A 20,896-nucleotide genomic window follows, 5' to 3' on the forward strand; every position below is an offset into this window, starting at 1 on the left:
TGACATTATTTTTTATGAGCCTAGTTTTTTTTATTCTGTATGCTAGCTAAAATACTCATAGCTTTTTGATAATCTACGTTAGGGCTTCCATCTAAATTATTATCTGTGATCTCAAACCCTAGTTTTTGATACAAGTGAATTGCTGCATAACTCCACGTTTGAGTGTGCAGATAAATAGGTGAATTTTTTTCAAGTTCTTGCAATAGTTTAAGAGTTCGATTTACCATTGCTTTTGCGAGTCCTTTTCCTTGATAACCTGGTTTTACAGCTACCCAATGAACTAATGGGTAACGCACACCATTCGGTGATTCCTTCCACCAAGCTAAGCATGTGCCAACCTTTTCTCCTGAAGAATCTACGACAAATAACAATCGCGTTCTCAGATCTTTAGAGTATGGCGCAAATTTTTCCTCGAAGTAATTCAATGCTAGTCCCTCATTCTCAAATTCCGAAACAGCCGTTTCAATGGCTGCCCATCCTACTTCATCGCCCTCTTGATAACTTTTAAAGTAAAAACCTTCAGGTAAAACGGGTTCATTAACTGGAAGATTTTTTGAACGATACATCCAAATTTCCGCATATGGAATTGTTTTATCTAACAAAAAAGCACCATCTTTCTTTTATTGTTGAAAATAATTAACGATTTTTAGAACATTATACTTAAGACCTACTCTTTCAATCTTTTATTCATGCCACAACAAATGACTCGAACAATAAAATTTTAAATATACTTAATTTTATTATAATACTAGCACTATTTATAAGAAAGTGTTTTAAATACGTTTATATAACTCATGAACTAGTTAGTACAAAAGACTCAATATTTGAGTTTCATTTTTAAACCTCTTATTTTCTTTTGAATAGAACTATTTTTTATGTGTGTTCGCTTTACAAAAAGAACAAACGTTCGTATAATAGAATGAAAGGAGGGGTTCTTATGTCATTCAATTATGCTAAAGAACGAAGCGATGATATTTTTTGTATTGACGTTAAATCTTTTTATGCGTCTGTGGAATGTGTTGAACGTGGCTTACATCCTCTAAAAGCTCTATTAGTTGTTATGAGTAACGCAGATAAACCCGGTGGCATCGTGTTAGCTGCTTCGCCAATGGCTAAAAAAGTATTAGGTATTAGAAACGTTACTAGGAAATGGGAAATCCCTTATCACCCGGATTTGGTTATCGTACCACCTAGAATGAGCTATTATATTAAAAAGAATACTGAAATCAACGATATTTTTCGTAAATACGTTTCTGATGAAGATCTACATATTTATAGTATCGACGAATCGTTTATTTCTGTCCGAGGAAGTCTAAAACTGTTCAAAAAGAAAAGTGCTTATGAACTGGCTAGAATGATTCAATACCATATTTTTAAGAAGACCGGTCTATATGTAACGATTGGCATTGGCGACAATATGCTGATGGCTAAACTAGCTTTAGACAATGGGGCCAAATATAATTCAGAATTGATTGCGGAGTGGCGTTACGAGGACGTTCCGAAAACAGTTTGGAAAATCGAAAACATGACAGACATGTGGGGCATTGGAAGTCGAACAGAACGACGATTAAATAGTTTAGGCATTAAGACAGTCTATGACTTAGCACACGCAAATTTCTATCAATTGAGAGATTCAATGGGCTTGATTGGTGAACAACTTTATGCTAATGCTTGGGGTATCGACCGTAGCGATATTAGAGACTCCTATCGTCCTTTAGAAAAAAGTTATGGCAACTCTCAAATTCTCAAAAAAGACTATTTTAAAAGACAGGAAATCAAAATTGTTATTCGTGAAATGGCTGAACAAGTTGCTACCCGAATTAGAAAGCATCATTGTCAAACAGGATGTGTCAGTCTTTCTGTTAGTTACTCTAAATATGAGGAAAAAGATGGTTTTTCGCGCCAATTAAAGATACCAAGTACTTCTAATACAAAAAAATTAGTTGAATACTGCTTTGAAATCTTTAATAAGTATTACGAGGATGACAAATCCGTCCGGCGCATAGGAATTACCTATTCAAAATTATCCTATACGAGTGATATTCAATTGGATCTATTTGAAAATCCGACTGAACAAATTACAAATGAAAAATTAGATTTACTAGTCGATAAAATAAGAGATAAATATGGTTTTCAATCATTAGTACATGCTAGTAGTCTTATGGATGGCGCAACAGCTATTAATCGTAGTTCTCTTGTTGGTGGTCATGCTGGTGGAATGGAGGGCATAAAATGAACTATTTAAATGAGGAATACCATGATCGTGGTATTAAAAAATGGGCAGGATTTTATTTGTCAGAACATACAGCTGCTCAAGAAAATTTAACGGCGGAGATGAAGAAAGTCAATCCACAAAAAAAACAGATGGATTCTGAAGAAATTACGTCAGTAATAAATGAAGCTATCCTAAAGAATAAATCCGTTGCTATACAGATTGAAGCGGTAGACCAAAATGGATATTACAAAGATGATGTCATTGGTCTAGTTATTGGCGGAGATGAATTAGGTATTTATGTAAATGATACAAAAATTGATTTTGATGAGATTCACAACATTCAATTTGTTAGTTTAAAAAAATGGACTAATCTTACTAATGACATTTAATAATAAAATGGAGGGGAACTCATGAATACTGCTATTATTACGGGGAAGCTTGATTCAGATATTAAAGTAATCAATACAAAAAACAACACACCTTTCTGTAGATTCACTCTGCTTTCGGATGGTCGCAAGTTTAATTGTTTGATTACTGGAAAGAAAGCTTTTGGTTTTATGTATGAGATAAAACTTGGTTCAGAAATTACGATTGAATCAGTCATTAACGATCGCAATCAATTAGTGGTTCAAAAATTCAAACTATTAAGCCCACCTAATTACTTTGGACAGGTATTTGATTATAAAGGTCACCGAATGCCACACAAAAAGGTTATGTTTTAAGGTTTATTCTTATTATTGTTACTATCTAAATAGGTCAACAATTTCAATAAGTTAATCCGCCCATTATTTTTAATACAAGTTTGGTAGTTGCCTAATCAATTTAAGCAATAGATTCATCGATTATCCTGCATATCAGGTGTAGGATAATTTTCTATTTTATTGTACGTATTATTATAATGTATTTCCTTTACCTTTCATTACACCAATAAACTGATTTAACATGCCTAGAATACATAAAAAAGACCCCAGAAAGGAGTCTTAAAAATTATTTCACTTTATAAATAACTGTTGTAAGTAAAATATGTGGTTCAGTCAGAACTTGAGTGACTGAAACAATTTCTCCTTCATTTTCACTTACTTCTCCTAACAATACTTCTAAATCATTTTGTACGGTTTCACGACCTTCGAATTCTCCCAAGGGATTACTCGCAACAGTTAAAACTCGATAGTTCACCATTTGTTATCCCTCCTTTCTAATACACATATTATAACAGAAAACGTTTCCAACACTATACAGATAGCTCATAAATTTTTGACTGTTTTATGAACTTCAGTCAAATGCTTAACCTTTTATCTTACATAATTCAATTTCTACTTTATCTGCAAATAACTGAACCAAACTATTTTAATTTTTACTCTTAAACCCTATGTAATTAAAAGTCATCAAAAAAGTCCACGATCTTTTTAACAAAGATACTCAAAGTGGACAAAATTTTGGATAATAAACGCGTTGTTTTAAAGAAGTTGTTTAGCTGATTCAATCGTGATTTCAAGTAATTTATTAATAAAAGAGTATTCTTTTTTCATTTGTTCAAATTCGGCGCCGCAATCTGTGAAACGCGCTTTACCTTCAACTAAAAAACCGGTTCCTTGATAATTATTGAATCCCTCTACTTCACGACTTCCTAATGTTAAAATCACTTTATCATTTTTAGAAACATCATTTTGAGTGCTGGTAAATCCTGCAATGGGGATTAAAATACGTTCATCCTCTGTAATACGAATATATGAATTCCAAGTGCATCTAACATTTGGTTGATCCCCACTTCCCCATGAAGTTATGGATACAACTCCCTCATTTTTACTTACCTCAATAAATTTTTCGCTTAACATATTTTGCCTCCTCTTAATATCTTGCTATAATAGTTCATGGCTGCTTGAAGCGAGCGTACATTATAAATTACACAAACTAGATAAGCAGAAATCCAACATATTGATTGTAGTATATATTCTCTAATATCCAATTGATTTAAATCAATTATTTTCAGCAGTTGAAATGTAAGAAACGGATGCGTAACTAAAATGAAAATAATCATAAAAAATGAATTGTCTGTTGTTTGAGTTTACTTTTGACAGGACCATCTATTGCTAAAGAAAAAAGCTAAACTAAGCAATAAAAGACGTTAATCTTATTTAAGCAATGTCCTCACAAATTAATGAGGTAGTCCCTTTTTCTCCATTACTGCAAAGTAATTATTCTCGCTGTTTGCAAAATTGAATACTCTCCTTGAAGGTATATCCATTATTTCTCCAACTGTAACATGTTGCTTTTCTCTGCATCCTTTGTTGGAGCAATAAATTGTAAATACCCACACACCTGTATCTAACTTTTATTTTTTAGATACACAAAATCCTTTTATAATGCTAAAATAAATTACATAAAACACGTTATATAAATGCAGTGGAATTTATTTTATGGAGGCTATTTAGTGGATAACTTTATTTTATTTATAAACTTTATACTATTCATTGCTATACTAATTTATTTGATTCGATCTTTATTAGCCTTTATCAAGGATAGAAACAATAAATATCAGTGGATCCATCCGCTAAGTTATTCATTTTTTTTCATTTATTTCGCACTTTTAAGTACTGATTCAGATTGGTTATTTTACGCCGGTTGGCTATTAATGGTTTTTTCATTTTTTATCGATCATATCGCTAATAAATATAAAAAAGGGGTAAATGTGTTTAATCCGTCTGATACCTCTAAGAAAAAAGCTATATTATACAAAGTTACTCTATACATATTTCCAGTAGTGATTCTACTTATAATTTCACTTTATTTTATAATTCCTCAAAAATATTAAAAGCAATCAGACTTTTCTGTCTTTATTTTTAAAATGGAGCATTATTTATATATATACTTTAAACAAGTTACCCGCTGACCTAGTGTAATTCTTTTCTATTTATTTTAATAATCAGTTTAGTACGTAAAACAAAAAAATGGAGGAATTAAAATGACTGTAGGAAATAAATCAATGTTGCAGATTAAAAATGGACGAGAAAAAATTGGCGTTAACTTTACTGGTTTAACAGAAATAATACAAAACGAAGAAGGTTTAATCTTTTTCAATAAAAAAGAACCTATTTATTTTGAATTGCTTGAATATGCTTTTGATGGTGCTGTTTACAATACTGTTGTTGAATCAAAACAAAATGGGCTATCCGTTACTAAAGAAAAAAATAAATCTAAGAAAAAAGCTCAATTAAGGAAGATTGTTGGAGGAGCTATTTTAGGAACAATGTTATTTCCAGGTATAGGTACATTAGCAGGTGCATATGTAGGAGGAAAAAATAGAAATAAGAAAAAAGAGAAAAACAATTCAGTTACCGAAGATAGTTATCGGGTTATTAAAACTCAGAAACGAGTAGAAGTTCCTAGCACAGCTATGTTGAAATTAAAAAACATAACCACTTCAGAAAAATTCAGCATCCAAATCGTTTGTGATTCTTCTAAAAATGCTCAATTAATAAACTTTAAAATTAAAAATCCTACACCTACCTCTCTTGTAGATATTTCTAAAAGTAATGTTGAACAAATAAAAGAATACAAAGAGCTTTTAGATTTAGATATCATTAACCAAGAAGAATTCAACAAAAAGAAAGTAGAAATATTAAATCTATGATAAAGCTAAGAATTTAATATTTCTTAGCTTTATCCAAAAAAGAACTGCTATTATAGCAGTTCTTTTTTGGAAATTATTATAAAAATTAACTAGCTCCTACAATCAATATATAGTGACTGCTATGAAGTAGAGTTAAAATTCGTTAGCATCTTCTTAGATTACTTTTTTTGTTATGATAACGCTTTGTAACATAATGTTTCTTTACAAACAAATAAACCTTCCGATAAGAATAATATAAATTTATTCTTATCGGAGGGTTTACATTTACTGCCATTATTTTATTGAGATTAAATCCGTATAAATTTTTTTAGTCTATCATCGATTTTACAATCAATTTTAATTTGGTCAATCTACCAACCTCAAAAAATTTTCTATTGTTTCCACTCCTCTTAACTGAATCCTTTTCAAGTAAATCAAATAAAACGGATGTACTACACTGAAATCACTTAACGGAATCTTTTTTAAGATGCCGTTTTTTCAGTTCTTCTTCAACAGCTTTCTGATACACAAAAGTAATGCCTACATTTTTTCCAACCAGTCTTTTTATTGCACCAATACTTCCAATCGTCATAACTTTTGAAAAGCTATCTAAATGGATTCCTTTATTTTTTATGGCTGTTTCAAAAATAAGCCGTGATCCAGATCCCTCTTCACGCACCAAAATCGTCGTAGAAAATAAGTCATTAATGCTTTGATCCTGTTTCCATAAAGAGCATTTCTCGGAACAGACAGCGATAAACGGTTCTTCAGCAATCTTTTGAAATTCAAATATTGATTGATTGAATTCCCCTTCCACAAGTGCAAAATCGATTTTCCCATGTTCCAATAGTTCGATTAAATGTCGAGTATTGTCTGTTACCATCGAAATATCATGTGTTGGGTATTGATTTAAATACGACTCAATGAAGTCCGGCATCATATATTCCCCAATCGTCAATGAAGCTCCAAATGTAAGAGTAGTGTGTTCTACAGTAGAAGCTAATTGTTTTTGCACTTTAGTGATTTCTCTTTGCAGCAAATAAAGATCCTTTTGCAGTTGCATGCCTTTAGCTGTTAAGGACAGTTGTCTGTTTTCATAGCGAATCAGTTCGACTCCTAATTCCTGCTGCAAATGCTGGATGTGTTGAGTAACCGCGGGTTGAGTAATGTGCAGTCTTTTGGCTGTTGCGGTGTAATTCATTTCTTCTGTCAACGTAAGAAACGTTTGGTATCGGTAATCTAACATCTCAAACAGTCCCTTCATAATATTATCTTATAAAGATATAATAAATGATTATTTTATTTTATACAAATTACCTTATATGATAAACCTATAAACAAAGGATTGAAGGAGATTTAATATGTATACTCAAATGAAAAATACCCGTTCCATCTTACCTGGTCTAATGATCAGCATCCTAATTTCACTCATCAGTCAGTATTTGACCAATTTTATACCGAATCTAGGTGCAGCACTGATTGCTATTTTTCTAGGTATCCTTTTAGGAAATACTTTTTTGAACAAACCTTATTTGAAAAGAGGAACTAAATTTTCTGAAAAAACACTCTTAGAGTGGTCGATTGTATTAAACGGCATGATTTTAGATTTTCAAATCATCAAGCAAGTTGGTTCTGCCGGATTTATTTTTGTGATTCTCCAAATGGTCTTGACGATATTATTTGCTTATTGGATTGGTCGAACTATGAAGTTTAATAAAAAGATGTCTTTATTGATGGGTGCGGGTAACGCAGTCTGTGGCTCTTCTGCTATCGGGACTGTTTCTCCGGTGATTGAAGCTGATAAGAAAGATAAAGCCATGTCTATTACTATAGTCAATGTCATGGGGACGCTATTGATGGTCTTATTGCCTATCCTCTCTTCTGTTCTGTATCAAAATGAAGTCGTTCAAACATCTGCTCTGATCGGTGGAACAGTCCAATCTATCGGACAAGTCGTTGCTTCAGCTAAGCTGGTCAGTACGGACGTAACTAATTTATCCATTGTCTTTAAACTCATGAGAGTTCTCCTCATTGTTGGTGTAGCCTTATGTTTCAGCAAATTAAATACCAAAGAGGAAGAACCGCTATTTTCTAAAACGACTACCAGCTCAACTTCTGAAGTGAAAAAGAGTTCTAGTCTAATGACTGTTCCTTGGTTTATTATCGGCTTCTTCTTTTTGTTCATGCTTAGAAGTTTTCTGCCTTTGCCTTCCCTAGTGATCCACAGCTCGGAAGTCATCAGCAACCAATTTGAGATTACTGCTTTAGCTGCGATTGGACTACAGGTCAAGTTCTCTGATATCTTAAAAGAAGGACCTCGAACTATGCTGTACGGTTTACTGATTGGCTTCTTCCAAATCGTATTGGCTGTTGTATTAATTACTTGGCTGTTCTAATAGAATCATTTACTAGATAGAAAAAGTCGTTTTACATCAATGATTCCAGTAGTTAGTTGCACATAGAGAAATACTTTCAAACAAGGAGAGCATAGAAATGAAACAAGAAACTATCTTAAGAAAGATGATCCCCGAGGACTATGATTCTATTTTGAATTTAGTGATTAACACTTGGGATTATCGGTCATGGGTCCCAAACAATTTGGTAGCCTCAATGGCCGATTTTTTTCTAAGTGATCTATTACTAGAATCAGACGATGTTTTTGTTGCTCAAATAGGTGACGACATAGTAGGAATTGTAGCAACCGGATTAGTAGACCAAACCAATATTCAGAAAATCAGTACTAGGAAGAATATTTCTTCATTGGAAAAAATATTACGCATTACTGAACCTGATTCGATCTTTTTGAAATACATTCAAACGCTGGAAATCAATGAATTCCTTTTAGAAAAAAGCCAGAAAAATTATGACGCCGGTTTAAATTTGCTTATCGTGAAAGAAGAATTTAAAGGATTGGGTATTGGTGGACTGTTGTATAATCATTTTTATGATTACCTTAAACAACACCAAGCAGAAAACTTCTATTTGTTTACCGACAACTCTTCTAATTACCATTACTATGAACACAAGGGTCTATCCCGCGTAGCTGAGAAAAAATATTATTGGGAACCAGGAAATAATGATACCTTAGAAATTTACTATCTATATGAAGGAAAACTAAACTTATCCGACTAAACGAATTAACCGTTCCAGTTCAAAGTTTATTTTATGAATATATGAATGACATACAAGCAGTTGAGTTGATTCGTCATCTACAACTTTCTTATACTCCACATGTGTTCGATCGAATATTTTTTTACCTCATAGCGTTAATTTTTCGTAACCTTCGATTTCCATATAAATTCCTCTTGCATTCATATAGCTTGTTCCATTTGCGTACCCTTAATATAACAATAATCCGGCCATTCCGAAATTTATACGCATGTGAACAAAAAAGCCCAGAACCACAAAGGGTTCTGAGCTCATTTCATTGTTAAATTATCGTTCGTCCATAAACGCTTTTGCTGTATATTGGGCTTGCTGAATCGTTTGCCCGGCATCATTATTCTCATGTTGTGTTCCACCAATTAATAGACCGAGGAAGAATAAATTATCCATACGTCCATATTGTTGGTTAAGCACACGACACTGTGGCCAATCGACTAAGATAAATTTCCCATTCACATGCGGCAGAATTAATCGGCGATGGAATAGATTTTTAATTAACTCAGAGTGTTTAGTCAGTATTTCAATATTGTTTATAAAACCTGTTGCGTTAACGACAATATCAGCTTCGGCTTCGCTATCCTCCGTCACAAATTGGAAGCGTCCATTTTCTAAAACATTTACTTCTTTTAAACCAGCAACGGTTTCTACTTTACCCGCATCGATTAATTCAAATAACCACTGATAGCTGTAGTAAGGTACTTTCGTTTTGAAAAACAACATAATCTGATAATAGTTTTTCATATACTCTTGTTGGTCTTCACCTGACAATGCATTATATAAATGCGGAAGATTTGGAACAGAATTAGCCGCGTATTTCTGAACAGCTGCCAATTCCTGGTCTTTCATATCAAATGCTTTGCGGAAAACGTCTAGCGTTCCTGATTTATAACGATTATAAACTGCCATAGGCTCAGCATTCTCTTGTTTTAAATCATCTTTAATCGTATCGAGTATGACTTGGAGCGGAATAAACCCACCGTGTACTTCTTTTTGTTCTTCCACCCAATTTTTTGTTAAGTGATATGTAAAATCATCCTTCTCATAAGGAATAGCTACACAGTAGAACGGTTCTTTTAAATCATAAAATGTTAGAGGTTGCTCTAATTCATAATTAGACATGAAGAAACGCATCAAGTCAACACCTGTAGCACCACTTCCAACAACTGAAATCTTTTGATTATTGTCAAAATTTGCCAGTTTTTCTTTCATTGGGTAAGGGTTATGAATATAATTTTCAGTACCTTTTAAATCATAGAAATCATTGTATTCAGGATGTCCGACTGAAAAGAATACCGCATCATAGACACTATCTTGCCAGCCGTCTTCTGTTTTAATACGGTACACAAAATTGCCGTCTTGTGTGTCATCTGCTGGTTCTTTTGTTGCAGCATCTAGCACTTCAACGTCAACAACAGTATTTTGAACGTGGCGTACTTGTTCGTGCGTATAGAATGGGGAAAAGCGCTCCACTAAATATTTTCCATAATGTGGCCGTGAAACGAGTTGCTCAAAATTCGTTGGTTCTTTAAAATGATGTTCTAACCACTCCGTAAAATCTAATTCATTATTTTCATCCACACTCAACACATCCGAAGAGGTGTTTAACATAATTGATTCGTCGTCAGTTGGTTCATAAGGTAACCCTGAGCCTAGAGACTGACGGGGTTCATAGACATCGATTAAGTCATCCGCTTGGAAATTCGGATGAGTTATTAAACTTTTTAATACATTTGAACCAGAAATTCCAGCTCCTACAATAGCAATATCCATTGTTATCCTCCTATAACTACAAAACTAATCCAACTAATTATACCTGAATAATTCATACTTTTAAATATCAAGTTATTTTAGTCGTTATTTTTCAATTTCGGATCGGTTTATCGAAATTAAAATGTTTTTATCGATTTTCAAAGCTAAAGAAAATTTTTTTGTCTCATCCCACGAATTTTGATTTTGGTTCAAAACATATGGTACGCAAGAAATTAACCACACTGTATGCCAAGAGACTAAAAAAACAGCGTGAGTCCGTTGCCTCACGCTGCCTAAATCAGATTTTATTTTTAACTAAATTTAGCTCATCCACACCATTTGACGAAAAGCCAATTTATTTTGGTAAGCAAATGGTAGGCAAATCATTAAATCAAGTCATAAAATCCCCAATAAAAACACTGTTATATCAACGATTTATTCGTCGTCCATCTTAAGTACAGACATAAACGCTTCTTGAGGTACTTCAACTGATCCGACTTGTTTCATACGTTTTTTACCAGCTTTTTGTTTCTTCAATAGTTTTTGACGACGGGTTACGTCACCACCATATAATTTAGCTGTAACATCTTTACGCAAGGCTTTGATGTTTGAACGTGCAACAATTTTTTGTCCGATTGCTGCTTGAACTGGAATTTCGAATTGATGTCTTGGAATGATCGTCTTCAATTGATCAACAATGGCTTTACCACGGTTGAAAGCAAAGTCTTTATGGACGATAAATCCTAAAGCATCTACTTTTTCACCGTTCAATAGAATATCCATCTTAGAAAGAGCGCTCTTCTTATAGCCAATCATTTCGTAATCTAAAGAAGCATATCCTTTAGTACTTGATTTTAATTTATCAAAGAAATCATAAACGATTTCTGATAATGGAATTTCATAAACCACGTTTACACGGTTATCATCCATGTAATCCATTGTTAAGAAGTCACCACGTTTGCGTTGTGAAATTTCCATAACTGCACCAACGTAATCATTCGGAACCATGATTGTTGCTTTAACGTAAGGTTCTTCGATTGATTCAATTACACCTGGCTCAGGCATTTCAGCCGGGTTAGCTACGATTTGTTGCGTACCATCTGTTAAGTTAGCGTGGTAAATAACGGATGGAGCTGTTGTAATCAAATCTAAGTTAAATTCACGTTCAAGACGTTCTTGAATAACGTCCATGTGTAAAAGTCCTAAGAACCCACAACGATACCCAAATCCAAGCGCTTGAGACGTTTCAGCTTCGAATTGTAGAGCTGCATCATTTAATTGTAACTTGTCTAAAGCGTCTCTTAAATCGCCATAACGAGATGAATCAATTGGGTACATTCCACAATAAACCATTGGCGTCATTTTGCGGTAGCCTTCTAATGATTCTTCAGCAGGATTGTTTGCTAATGTGATTGTATCCCCAACTCGCGTATCTTGAACGGTTTTGATATTAGCTGTAACGTATCCAACGTCACCAACCATCAAGAAATCACGTTTGATCGGTTTAGGTGAGAAGATGCCCACTTCAGCTACTTCAAATGTTTTTCCGTTACTCATCATTTTCATGGTATCTCCAGGTTTGATCATCCCTTCCATCACACGAATATTCAATACTACTCCACGATAAGCATCGTAAGCTGAGTCAAATATTAAAGCTTTCAAAGGACTGTCAGTATCACCAACTGGAGCAGGAACTCTTTCAACGATTTGTTCTAAGATATCTTCGATTCCAATACCAGCTTTAGCGCTCGCTAAAACGGCATCGCTTGCATCGATTCCAATTACATCTTCAATCTCAGCACGAACACGTTCTGGATCTGCAGCTGGTAAATCTATTTTGTTGATAACCGGAATAATCTCAAGATCGTTGTCTAACGCAAGATAAACGTTTGCCAATGTTTGGGCTTCAATTCCTTGGGCTGCATCTACAACCAGAATAGCTCCTTCACAGGCTGCTAAACTTCTTGAAACTTCATACGTGAAATCGACGTGACCTGGTGTGTCAATCAAGTGTAACGTATATGTTTCGCCATCTTTTGCCGTATAGTTCAATTCAATCGCATTTAGTTTAATGGTGATGCCTCGTTCACGTTCAAGATCCATAGAATCCAATAATTGTGCTTGCATGTCACGATCAGCGACCGTGTGCGTCATTTGTAAAATACGATCGGCTAATGTTGATTTTCCATGGTCAATATGGGCAATAATGGAAAAATTCCGAATGCGTTTTTGTCTTTCCAGTAATTCTTGTTTATTCATTTAGTCGTGCCTACCTTCATTATTTATTCCGAAAAAGTGTCACTGTAAATTATACCAGTGAAACCCTTGAATTACAATGGATTAGAGCGAAACGAACGTTTAAACTAAAAAAGAAAACCTAAGCAGTTATACTTAGGTTTTCTTTTCAGTTTAACTAAGGCTCACACTTATTTAAAGAAATCGGTTCATTTCTTTTTCTTATCTGCTTTAAAGGCATCTTTTACTTTATCAAAAATAGAACCGTCTTGTTCGTCAACGTCCATACCACTTGCTTTAGCAAATTGTCTCAACAATTCTGTTTGTTCTTTTGATAAGTTTTTTGGTGTAACCAGTTTAATTTTTACGTGTTGATCTCCAGTACCAGTACCACGTAATTTAGGAGCACCTTTGCCTCTCAAGCGGAAGTTCGTTCCAGTTTGCGTTCCAGCAGGTATTTTAAGTTTAACATTACCGTGAACAGTTGGAACTTCGACTTCATCTCCTAAAGTAGCTTGGACAAAATTGATTGGCAATTCATAATAAATTTCTGATCCATTACGTTCAAATTCTCTGCTAGCTTTCACACGGAAAACAACATATAAATCACCGTATGGTCCGCCATTCTTGCCGGCTTCACCTTGACCATTTAAGCGCATTTGATTGCCGTCTTCAACACCTGCAGGGACAGTCACTTTAACTGTATGTTTGTCTTTCATATGTCCAGAACCATGACAAGTTGGACAAGACTCTTTAATTTCTTTACCAGTACCATGACAAACATCACACGTTTGACGAGTCATTACGCGACCAAGCGGAGTATTTCGTTCAACATTTAATGAACCTGTACCACGACATTTAGAACACGTTACAGGATGAGTACCAGGTTTAGCACCATCTCCATGACACGTTTTACATTCTTCTTCACGATTGTAGCTGATGGTCGTTTCTTTTCCGAAAATAGCTTCTTCAAATTCAAGATTTACTGAATACTGTAAATCTTCCCCTTGACGAGGTGCGTTTGGATTTTGTGAACGACCACCGCCACCAAAGAAAGATTCAAAGATATCTTCAAATCCGCCGCCACCGAAACCACCACCAAAGCCTCCGCCGCCGAAACCGCCGCCTGCTCCAAAGTTTGGATCTGTACTTGCATGGCCATATTGGTCATAAGCAGCGCGTTTATTCGCATCGCTTAATACTTCATAGGCTTCTGCAACTTCTTTAAATTTATCTTCTGCTCCAGCATCTTTGTTGATATCTGGATGGAACTTTTTTGATAATTTTCGGTATGCCTTTTTTATTTCATCGTCAGAAGCACCTTTTGATACTCCTAACACTTCATATAAGTCTCTTTTAGCCATAATTTCCCTCCATCGTTACGTGACAATTTTTTAATAAATCTTTAAATTTGCCTTAATGAGCATAGCATATCTAGAAGAAAAAGCCAAAAGCAATTTGCCTTGGCTTTCCCCTTCCATCCTCTAGTTATAAAGATTATTTGTTTTCGTCATCGACTTCTTCAAAATCAGCGTCTACAACATCATCAGATCCACCTTGTGCATCTTCAGGGTTTGCTTCTGCTTGAGCTTGAGCAGCTTGTTCATACAATTTAACTGTTAAAGCTTGAACGATTTCGTTTAATTCATCGCGTTTAGTTTTCATTGTTTCAAGATCATTTGCTTCAACAGCAGCTTTTAATTCATCACGAGCTTCTTCAGCTTTTTTAACTTCAGCTTCATCAACTTTACCTTCAAGTTCAGTGATTGTTTTATCAACTTGGAATAATAATTGATCCACTTCGTTACGTAATTCTACTTCTTCTTTACGAGCTTTATCTGCTTCAGCATTAGATTCTGCATCTTTAACCATACGTTCGATTTCTTCATCTGTTAAACCTGAAGAAGATTTGATTGTAATAGTTTGTTCTTTTTGAGTTCCTAAGTCTTTAGCACTTACGTTAACAATTCCGTTTTTATCAATATCAAATGTTACTTCGATTTGAGGAATACCACGAGGTGCAGCAGGAATATCAGTCAATTGGAAGCGACCTAACGTTTTGTTGTCAGCTGCCATTGGACGTTCACCTTGCATTACGTGTACATCAACAGCTGGTTGGTTATCAGCAGCTGTTGAGAATACTTGTGATTTACTTGTTGGAATTGTTGTATTACGGTCGATCAATTTAGTAAATACGCCACCCATTGTTTCAATACCTAATGATAATGGAGTAACATCTAATAATACGATATCTTTAACATCACCAGTGATAACTCCACCTTGGATTGCAGCACCCATTGCTACAACTTCATCTGGGTTAACAGATTTGTTTGGTTCTTTGCCAGCTTCTTTACGTACAGCATCTACAACAGCTGGAATACGTGTTGATCCACCAACTAAGATAACTTCATCAATTTCAGATGTGCTTAAACCAGCATCTTTAAGAGCTTGACGAACTGGTCCTTTAGTACGTTCTACTAAATCATAAGTTAATTCATCAAATTTCGCACGAGTTAAGTTGATTTCCAAGTGCAATGGTCCAGCTTCACCAGCAGTAATAAATGGTAAGCTGATTTGTGTTGAAGTTACGCCTGATAAATCTTTTTTAGCTTTTTCAGCAGCATCTTTCAAACGTTGAACAGCCATTTTATCTTTAGATAAATCAACACCGTTTTCTTTTTTAAACTCAGCTACCAAGTAGTCCATGATTTTGTTATCAAAATCATCTCCACCTAATTTGTTGTCTCCAGCAGTAGACAATACATCAAATACTCCGTCACCCAATTCAAGGATAGAAACGTCAAATGTACCACCACCAAGGTCAAATACTAATACTTTTTCTTCTTTATCTGTTTTGTCTAAACCATAAGCCAATGCAGCAGCAGTTGGTTCATTTACAATACGTTCAACTTCAAGACCAGCAATTTTACCAGCATCTTTTGTTGCTTGACGTTGTGCATCATTGAAGTAAGCAGGAACAGTGATAACAGCTTTATCAACTGTTTCGCCTAAATAGCTTTCAGCATAACCTTTCAAGTATTGTAGAATTGTTGCTGAAATTTCTTGTGGTGTATATTTTTTACCATCAACTTCAACTGAGTATCCAGCTTCGCCAATATGACGTTTGATTGAACTAATTGTATTAGGGTTTGTTACAGCTTGACGTTTTGCAACTTCTCCTACTTGCATTTCTCCATTTTTAAAAGCTACAACTGAAGGAGTCGTACGGTTACCTTCTGGATTCGGAATAATTTTTGCTTCTCCGCCTTCTAATACAGCAACTGCTGAATTTGTTGTTCCTAAGTCAATACCAATTATTTTACCCATTCTAAATCCCTCATTTATCTATTATTTTAGTTTTTTTTTATTTTTATCAGTTTTATTGAGCAACGATAACCATTGCTGGACGCAATACACGTCCCTTTAAATCATACCCTTTTTGTAAAACTTGTACAACTGTTTCACTTGTTTGTCCGTCTTCAACGGGTACTGTTTGAACAGCCTGATGATAATTCGGATCAAACGGTTCATTTAGAGGATCAATAACGTCAATTCCTTCGCTTTTTAGGGCAGCATTGAACGTTTCCATTACCATTTCGATTCCCTTTTTCAAATTTTTGCCATGCTCGTCTGCTACTTCTATAGCTAAAGCACGTTCTAAGTTATCAATTACTGGCAGCAATTCAGTTGCTAAAGATTGTGCACGGAATTTAGCAGCGTCTTGACGCTCTTTTGCATTACGTTTTTGGATATTTGCCATTTCAGCTTGCACGCGCAAATATTTGTTTTCCATTTCTTCTAAAGCAGCTTTTGCTTCAGCAAGTTCATCTACTTCTGGTTGTTCAACTTCGACAGATTCAGTCGTTTCTTCAGGTTTAATAACCGTTTCTTCTACTGTTTCTGTTGTTGATTCTTCAACCACTTCTTGTTCTTGCTTCTTATCTTTATTTCTAGACACATCAACAGCTCCTTTTTGATTAATCTTCTACAGAATGATAGTAGTCGATTATTTTTTTTGAAAGCTCATTTCGAAATACATCCACAAGTCCGATCATTTTTGAATAAGGCATATTCGTTGGCCCCAATAATGCAATGACTCCTGAATTGTATCCTTCAATCTCATAGCTTGCCGTAATTAAACTAAACTCATTAAATAGCTCATTATTTAATTCCGTGCCAATTTTTACAGTGATTCCAGTAGTGCTGGGAATCACTAAAGAAGACAAGTCATGAGTACCATCCATCAAGGAATAAATAGACTTGAATTTTTCGACGTTTAATTCATTCGAAAAATCTAAAATATTCATTCTTCCACCAACATGCATCCTATCTTGTCCAGCCTTCAAAAAGATATCTTCGAAGGTGTTTATGAGCCCATCATTTGTTCTAACATACTTGTTTAGCAACAAAGGAATTTCAGTCTTCAGTCTTTTAAATACTTCCATTAACGGTAGACCAACCAATTGTTCATTAAAAATGCGAACAATTTTTTCTAGCTCGTTAACATCCATCGATTTTGGAATAGCAACAACTTGGTTTTCTACATGGCCTTTATCAGTTACTAAAATAGCCATGACTTGATAATCATTTAAGGGTACCAAACGAAAACCGGTTAAGATGCTTTCTTTAATTTCAGGACCTAACGTAATTGCCGTATAACTGGTCAACTGAGAAAGTAATTCAGCAGATTGAAAAACAATTTCATCCAACTGTCTAAATTGATTGCCTAAAGCATCTTTTATGACAGCAAGATCTTTTTTCTGAATTTTTGCTGGGTGCACTAGATAGTCTACATAAAAACGATAGCCCTTCAACGATGGAACACGACCTGATGACGAATGCGTTTTTTCAATGAAGCCTAATTCTTCAAGACGTCCCATTTCATTCCGAATGGTTGCTGAGCTAAAATTAATATCAGCTTCATTCATTAAGGTTTTAGACCCTATAGGCGTCTCATATGAAGTGTATAAGCGAATGATAGATTTTAAAATTAAAATCTGTCTTTCAGTTAACATGTTACCTCACCTCTTTTTTAGCACTTGAAACTATTGAGTGCTAATACATTTATTAATTTACCAAATATAATTGTTTCTGTCAATAATTTTTGCTTACTTTTTTGACTAATTTTGACGTTTAACCAAAATACTGAGTTTCCGCTTGATTTATTCGGTTTTTCGCTCAAAAAAAAGAGAGTAAAAATAAATCGCTTCATTTTTACTCTCTTTTTTTCATTAAATGATAGGAAACTCTTTTTTTGCTTTTTCTAGTTCAAACTTAATTTGAGAAAAACCAGTGCCGCCTAACGAGTTTCTACGTTCTACAGCTACACGCGCTTCTAACAATGAATAGACATCTTCTTGGATGACTGGAGCTGTTTCTTGAAACTCTGCTAAAGAAATATCTTGTAAGTAATTGCCTTTTTTTAAGCACTTCAACACTAATTTACCGACAATTTCATGTGCTTCTCTAAATGGAATACCTTTAGAAGCAAGATAATCGGCTAATTCCGTTGCGTTTGAAAAATCCTTTGTAGTTGCTTCACTCATTTTTTCTTCATGTATAATCATATCATCTAGCATACCCGCAAATATCGTCAAACAATCTTTAACGGTTTTTACTGTATCGAACATGCCTTCTTTGTCTTCTTGCAAATCCTTATTATAAGCTAGCGGCAAACTTTTCATCACCGTCAATAATGAAAATAAGTTGCCATATACTCTGCCAGTCTTACCACGTATTAGTTCTGCCATGTCAGGATTTTTCTTTTGCGGCATGATTGAACTTCCAGTTGAGAATGCATCTGTTAAACTAGCAAATTGATACTCGTGACTTGTCCAAAGAATGATTTCTTCGCAAAAACGAGAGAGATGCATCATTAATATACTGCTATTTGATAGAAATTCTAAGATGAAATCACGGTCGCTAACAGCATCCATACTATTTGAATAAACCGAACTGAAACCGAGTTGTTCAGCAGTGTATAAGCGATCAATTGGAAAGGTCGTTCCTGCTAAAGCAGCTGCTCCTAATGGTGAACAATCAATTCGTTTTAAGCTATCCTGGTATCTTTCTAAATCGCGTTTAAACATGTTGTAATAAGCCAATAAATGGTGCGCAAAAGATATTGGCTGTGCATGTTGCAAATGTGTATATCCAGGAATAATCGTTTCGACATGTTTTTCCGCTTTTAACAAAATAACTTTTTCAAGATCCACTAGTACTTCAGCGATTTCGCCAACTTGATTTTTCAAATAAAGGTGCATGTCTGTGGCCACTTGATCATTTCTGCTTCTTGCAGTATGCAATTTTCCAGCAACAGGTCCAATCTCTTTATGGAGCAGCGTTTCAATATTCAAATGAATATCTTCATTATCAATAGAAAATACCAACTCTTTTTTGCGGGCTTTTTCTAAAAGACGTTCTAGCCCTCTGATGATTTCATCTGCTTCTACTTGACGAATAATAGTCGTTTTAGCCAACATTTTAACATGCGCCAAACTTCCTATGATGTCTTCTTCAGCTAAAACTTGGTCTACTTCAATTGAAGCACCAAACTCATCAATCCATTTTTGGTTTTCTCCTTCAAAACGACCGCCCCATAATTTTTTCATATTTGTCATCCTATCCGTATTTAAGAGTACTTTCTTTTTGGTTATTTATTTTTAATAGCATCCTTTGGTTTATTAACTTCTGCGTGAACTTTTGTTGGCAGTCCCCATAATTTAATAAATCCAACCGAAGCTTCTTGATTAAACGTATCTGCAGAAGTGTAGGTTGCTAACTCTTCATCATAAAGAGAATTTGGTGATTTTCTGCCTTCCACAATTGCATGTCCTTTAAATAATTTTACCCGTACTGTTCCATTTACATACTTTTGAGTTGATTTTAAGAAAGCAATCAAACTTTCTGTCAAGGGGTTGTACCATAAACCGTTATAGATCATTTCGGTAATTTTTTGTTCGATAAGCGGTTTAAAGTGGGCAATGTCTTTAACAAACGTCAAATCTTCCAATTCTTTATGAGCTGTCATAAGCGTAACCGCTCCAGGAGCTTCATAAACTTCACGCGATTTGATTCCAATCAATCTATTTTCGATATGATCAATCCGTCCAACTCCATGTTTTCCAGCAATGCTGTTCAACTGTTGAATTAAATCTGACAATTCATATTTCGAACCATCCAGTGCGATTGGCACACCTGCTAAAAACTCAATTTCAATAAGTTCAGGTATATTCGGTGTGTTTTCTAAACTCGCTGTTAAATCATATGCCACTTCCGGTGGTGCAATCCAAGGATTTTCTAAAACGCCACATTCATTGCTTCTTCCCCAAAGATTTTGATCAATAGAGAATGGATTATCTAAATCAATCGGAACTGGGATGGAGTGTTCAATCGCATAATTGATTTCTTCTTCTCTTGACCATGTCCAATCACGAACAGGTGCAAGTACCGTTAATTGAGGCGCTAGAGAATGAATGGCTACTTCAAACCGAACTTGGTCATTTCCTTTTCCTGTACAACCATGTGCTACAGCTACGGCATCTTCTTTTATAGCTACTTCAACCAATTTTTTAGCAATGAGTGGACGAGACAACGCCGATATCAATGGGTATTTGCCTTCGTAATACGTATGTGCTTGTAAAGCAATCAATGCAAACTCATTTGCAAATTCTTCTTTAGCGTCGATCGTATAAGAAGCAGAAGCTCCGATTTGTATCGCTTTTTCTTTAATGAAATCTAAGTTTTTTCCTTCTCCTACATCTAAACAACAAGCAATGACTTCGTATCCTTCATCTATTAACCACTTAATAGATACTGAAGTATCCAATCCTCCTGAGTAAGCTAAAACTACTTTTCCTTTATTCATAAAAACACCTCATCCGATTAATTTTCTTGCATGAAAGTATCCTAACATGGCAAGA

Annotated in this window: 18 protein-coding genes; 6 read left to right on the top strand and 12 right to left on the bottom strand. The window is 34.8% G+C overall.

Annotation, left to right across the window (positions count from 1 at the left end; all coding sequences use genetic code 11):
• Positions 1–20: 20 nt before the first annotated feature.
• Complete coding sequence (locus CAT7_RS08535) at positions 21–602, bottom strand: GNAT family N-acetyltransferase (protein WP_007724473.1); 582 nt, start codon at positions 600–602, stop codon at positions 21–23.
• 335 nt (positions 603–937) lie between these two features.
• Here CAT7_RS08535 and CAT7_RS08540 point away from each other — a divergent pair, with 335 nt between their 5' ends.
• Genes CAT7_RS08540 through CAT7_RS08550 form a run of 3 tightly spaced genes read left to right on the top strand, consistent with a single transcriptional unit; the run spans position 938 to position 2,937 of the window.
• Complete coding sequence (locus CAT7_RS08540; protein ID WP_007724482.1) at positions 938–2,236, top strand: Y-family DNA polymerase; 1,299 nt, start codon at positions 938–940, stop codon at positions 2,234–2,236.
• Positions 2,233–2,604 carry a hypothetical protein gene (locus CAT7_RS08545; RefSeq protein ID WP_007724484.1) on the top strand — a complete coding sequence of 124 codons (372 nt, stop codon included), beginning with the start codon at positions 2,233–2,235 and terminating at the stop codon, positions 2,602–2,604. The genes CAT7_RS08540 and CAT7_RS08545 overlap by 4 nt, the downstream gene beginning before the upstream one ends.
• Before the next feature lie 21 nt (positions 2,605–2,625).
• Positions 2,626–2,937 carry a hypothetical protein gene (locus CAT7_RS08550; RefSeq protein ID WP_007724486.1) on the top strand — a complete coding sequence of 104 codons (312 nt, stop codon included), beginning with the start codon at positions 2,626–2,628 and terminating at the stop codon, positions 2,935–2,937.
• 265 nt (positions 2,938–3,202) lie between these two features.
• Here the strand turns inward: CAT7_RS08550 and CAT7_RS08555 are convergent, their stop codons facing one another.
• Positions 3,203–3,394: a hypothetical protein gene (locus tag CAT7_RS08555; RefSeq protein ID WP_007724488.1), complete on the bottom strand. Its 192-nt coding sequence runs from the start codon at positions 3,392–3,394 to the stop codon at positions 3,203–3,205.
• 278 nt (positions 3,395–3,672) lie between these two features.
• Positions 3,673–4,050 carry a pyridoxamine 5'-phosphate oxidase family protein gene (locus CAT7_RS08560; RefSeq protein WP_007724491.1) on the bottom strand — a complete coding sequence of 126 codons (378 nt, stop codon included), beginning with the start codon at positions 4,048–4,050 and terminating at the stop codon, positions 3,673–3,675.
• A gap of 1,127 nt (positions 4,051–5,177) precedes the next feature.
• On the opposite strand from CAT7_RS08560, the gene CAT7_RS08570 reads away from it, so the two are divergent.
• Positions 5,178–5,846: an SHOCT domain-containing protein gene (locus CAT7_RS08570; protein ID WP_007724496.1), complete on the top strand. Its 669-nt coding sequence runs from the start codon at positions 5,178–5,180 to the stop codon at positions 5,844–5,846.
• Positions 5,847–6,288: 442 nt separating this feature from the next.
• On the opposite strand, the gene CAT7_RS08575 is transcribed toward CAT7_RS08570, so the two are convergent.
• On the bottom strand, positions 6,289–7,071 hold the full coding sequence (locus CAT7_RS08575; protein WP_007724498.1) for a LysR family transcriptional regulator: 783 nt from the start codon (positions 7,069–7,071) through the stop codon (positions 6,289–6,291).
• Between the two features lie 115 nt (positions 7,072–7,186).
• Between CAT7_RS08575 and CAT7_RS08580 the strand changes: the two genes are divergently transcribed.
• Both CAT7_RS08580 and CAT7_RS08585 read left to right on the top strand, forming a co-directional pair.
• A complete protein-coding gene (locus tag CAT7_RS08580; RefSeq protein ID WP_007724502.1) occupies positions 7,187–8,221 on the top strand; it encodes a YeiH family protein in 1,035 nt (344 codons plus the stop codon).
• A 97-nt stretch (positions 8,222–8,318) separates the two neighbouring features.
• Positions 8,319–8,957: a GNAT family N-acetyltransferase gene (locus CAT7_RS08585; protein WP_007724504.1), complete on the top strand. Its 639-nt coding sequence runs from the start codon at positions 8,319–8,321 to the stop codon at positions 8,955–8,957.
• Positions 8,958–9,260: 303 nt separating this feature from the next.
• Here CAT7_RS08585 and CAT7_RS08590 read toward each other — a convergent pair whose 3' ends face one another.
• From CAT7_RS08590 to CAT7_RS08630, 8 genes are all read right to left on the bottom strand, one after another.
• The gene (locus CAT7_RS08590) at positions 9,261–10,760 is read right to left on the bottom strand and encodes an FAD/NAD(P)-binding protein (protein ID WP_007724506.1); all 1,500 of its coding nucleotides are present in this window, start codon (positions 10,758–10,760) and stop codon (positions 9,261–9,263) included.
• Between the two features lie 414 nt (positions 10,761–11,174).
• Positions 11,175–12,998 (bottom strand): translation elongation factor 4, encoded by a 1,824-nt coding sequence (lepA, locus tag CAT7_RS08595; RefSeq protein ID WP_007724512.1) that lies wholly within the window; start codon positions 12,996–12,998, stop codon positions 11,175–11,177.
• A gap of 185 nt (positions 12,999–13,183) precedes the next feature.
• On the bottom strand, positions 13,184–14,341 hold the full coding sequence (gene dnaJ / locus CAT7_RS08600) for a molecular chaperone DnaJ (RefSeq protein ID WP_156780538.1): 1,158 nt from the start codon (positions 14,339–14,341) through the stop codon (positions 13,184–13,186).
• Between the two features lie 130 nt (positions 14,342–14,471).
• Complete coding sequence (gene dnaK / locus CAT7_RS08605; RefSeq protein WP_007724515.1) at positions 14,472–16,301, bottom strand: molecular chaperone DnaK; 1,830 nt, start codon at positions 16,299–16,301, stop codon at positions 14,472–14,474.
• Between the two features lie 52 nt (positions 16,302–16,353).
• Complete coding sequence (grpE, locus tag CAT7_RS08610; RefSeq protein ID WP_007724516.1) at positions 16,354–16,932, bottom strand: nucleotide exchange factor GrpE; 579 nt, start codon at positions 16,930–16,932, stop codon at positions 16,354–16,356.
• Between the two features lie 19 nt (positions 16,933–16,951).
• Entirely contained in the window at positions 16,952–17,989 is a 1,038-nt protein-coding gene (gene hrcA, locus CAT7_RS08615; protein WP_007724518.1) for a heat-inducible transcriptional repressor HrcA, read from the bottom strand.
• A 216-nt stretch (positions 17,990–18,205) separates the two neighbouring features.
• Positions 18,206–19,585, bottom strand: coding sequence for an argininosuccinate lyase (argH, locus tag CAT7_RS08625; protein WP_007724520.1), 1,380 nt, complete (start codon positions 19,583–19,585; stop codon positions 18,206–18,208).
• A gap of 41 nt (positions 19,586–19,626) precedes the next feature.
• Positions 19,627–20,841: an argininosuccinate synthase gene (locus CAT7_RS08630; protein ID WP_007724522.1), complete on the bottom strand. Its 1,215-nt coding sequence runs from the start codon at positions 20,839–20,841 to the stop codon at positions 19,627–19,629.
• Positions 20,842–20,896 lie beyond the last annotated feature (55 nt).

The sequence above is a fragment of the Carnobacterium sp. AT7 genome, from assembly GCF_000171855.1.
GTDB classification, from domain to species: Bacteria; Bacillota; Bacilli; order Lactobacillales; family Carnobacteriaceae; genus Carnobacterium_B; species Carnobacterium_B jeotgali.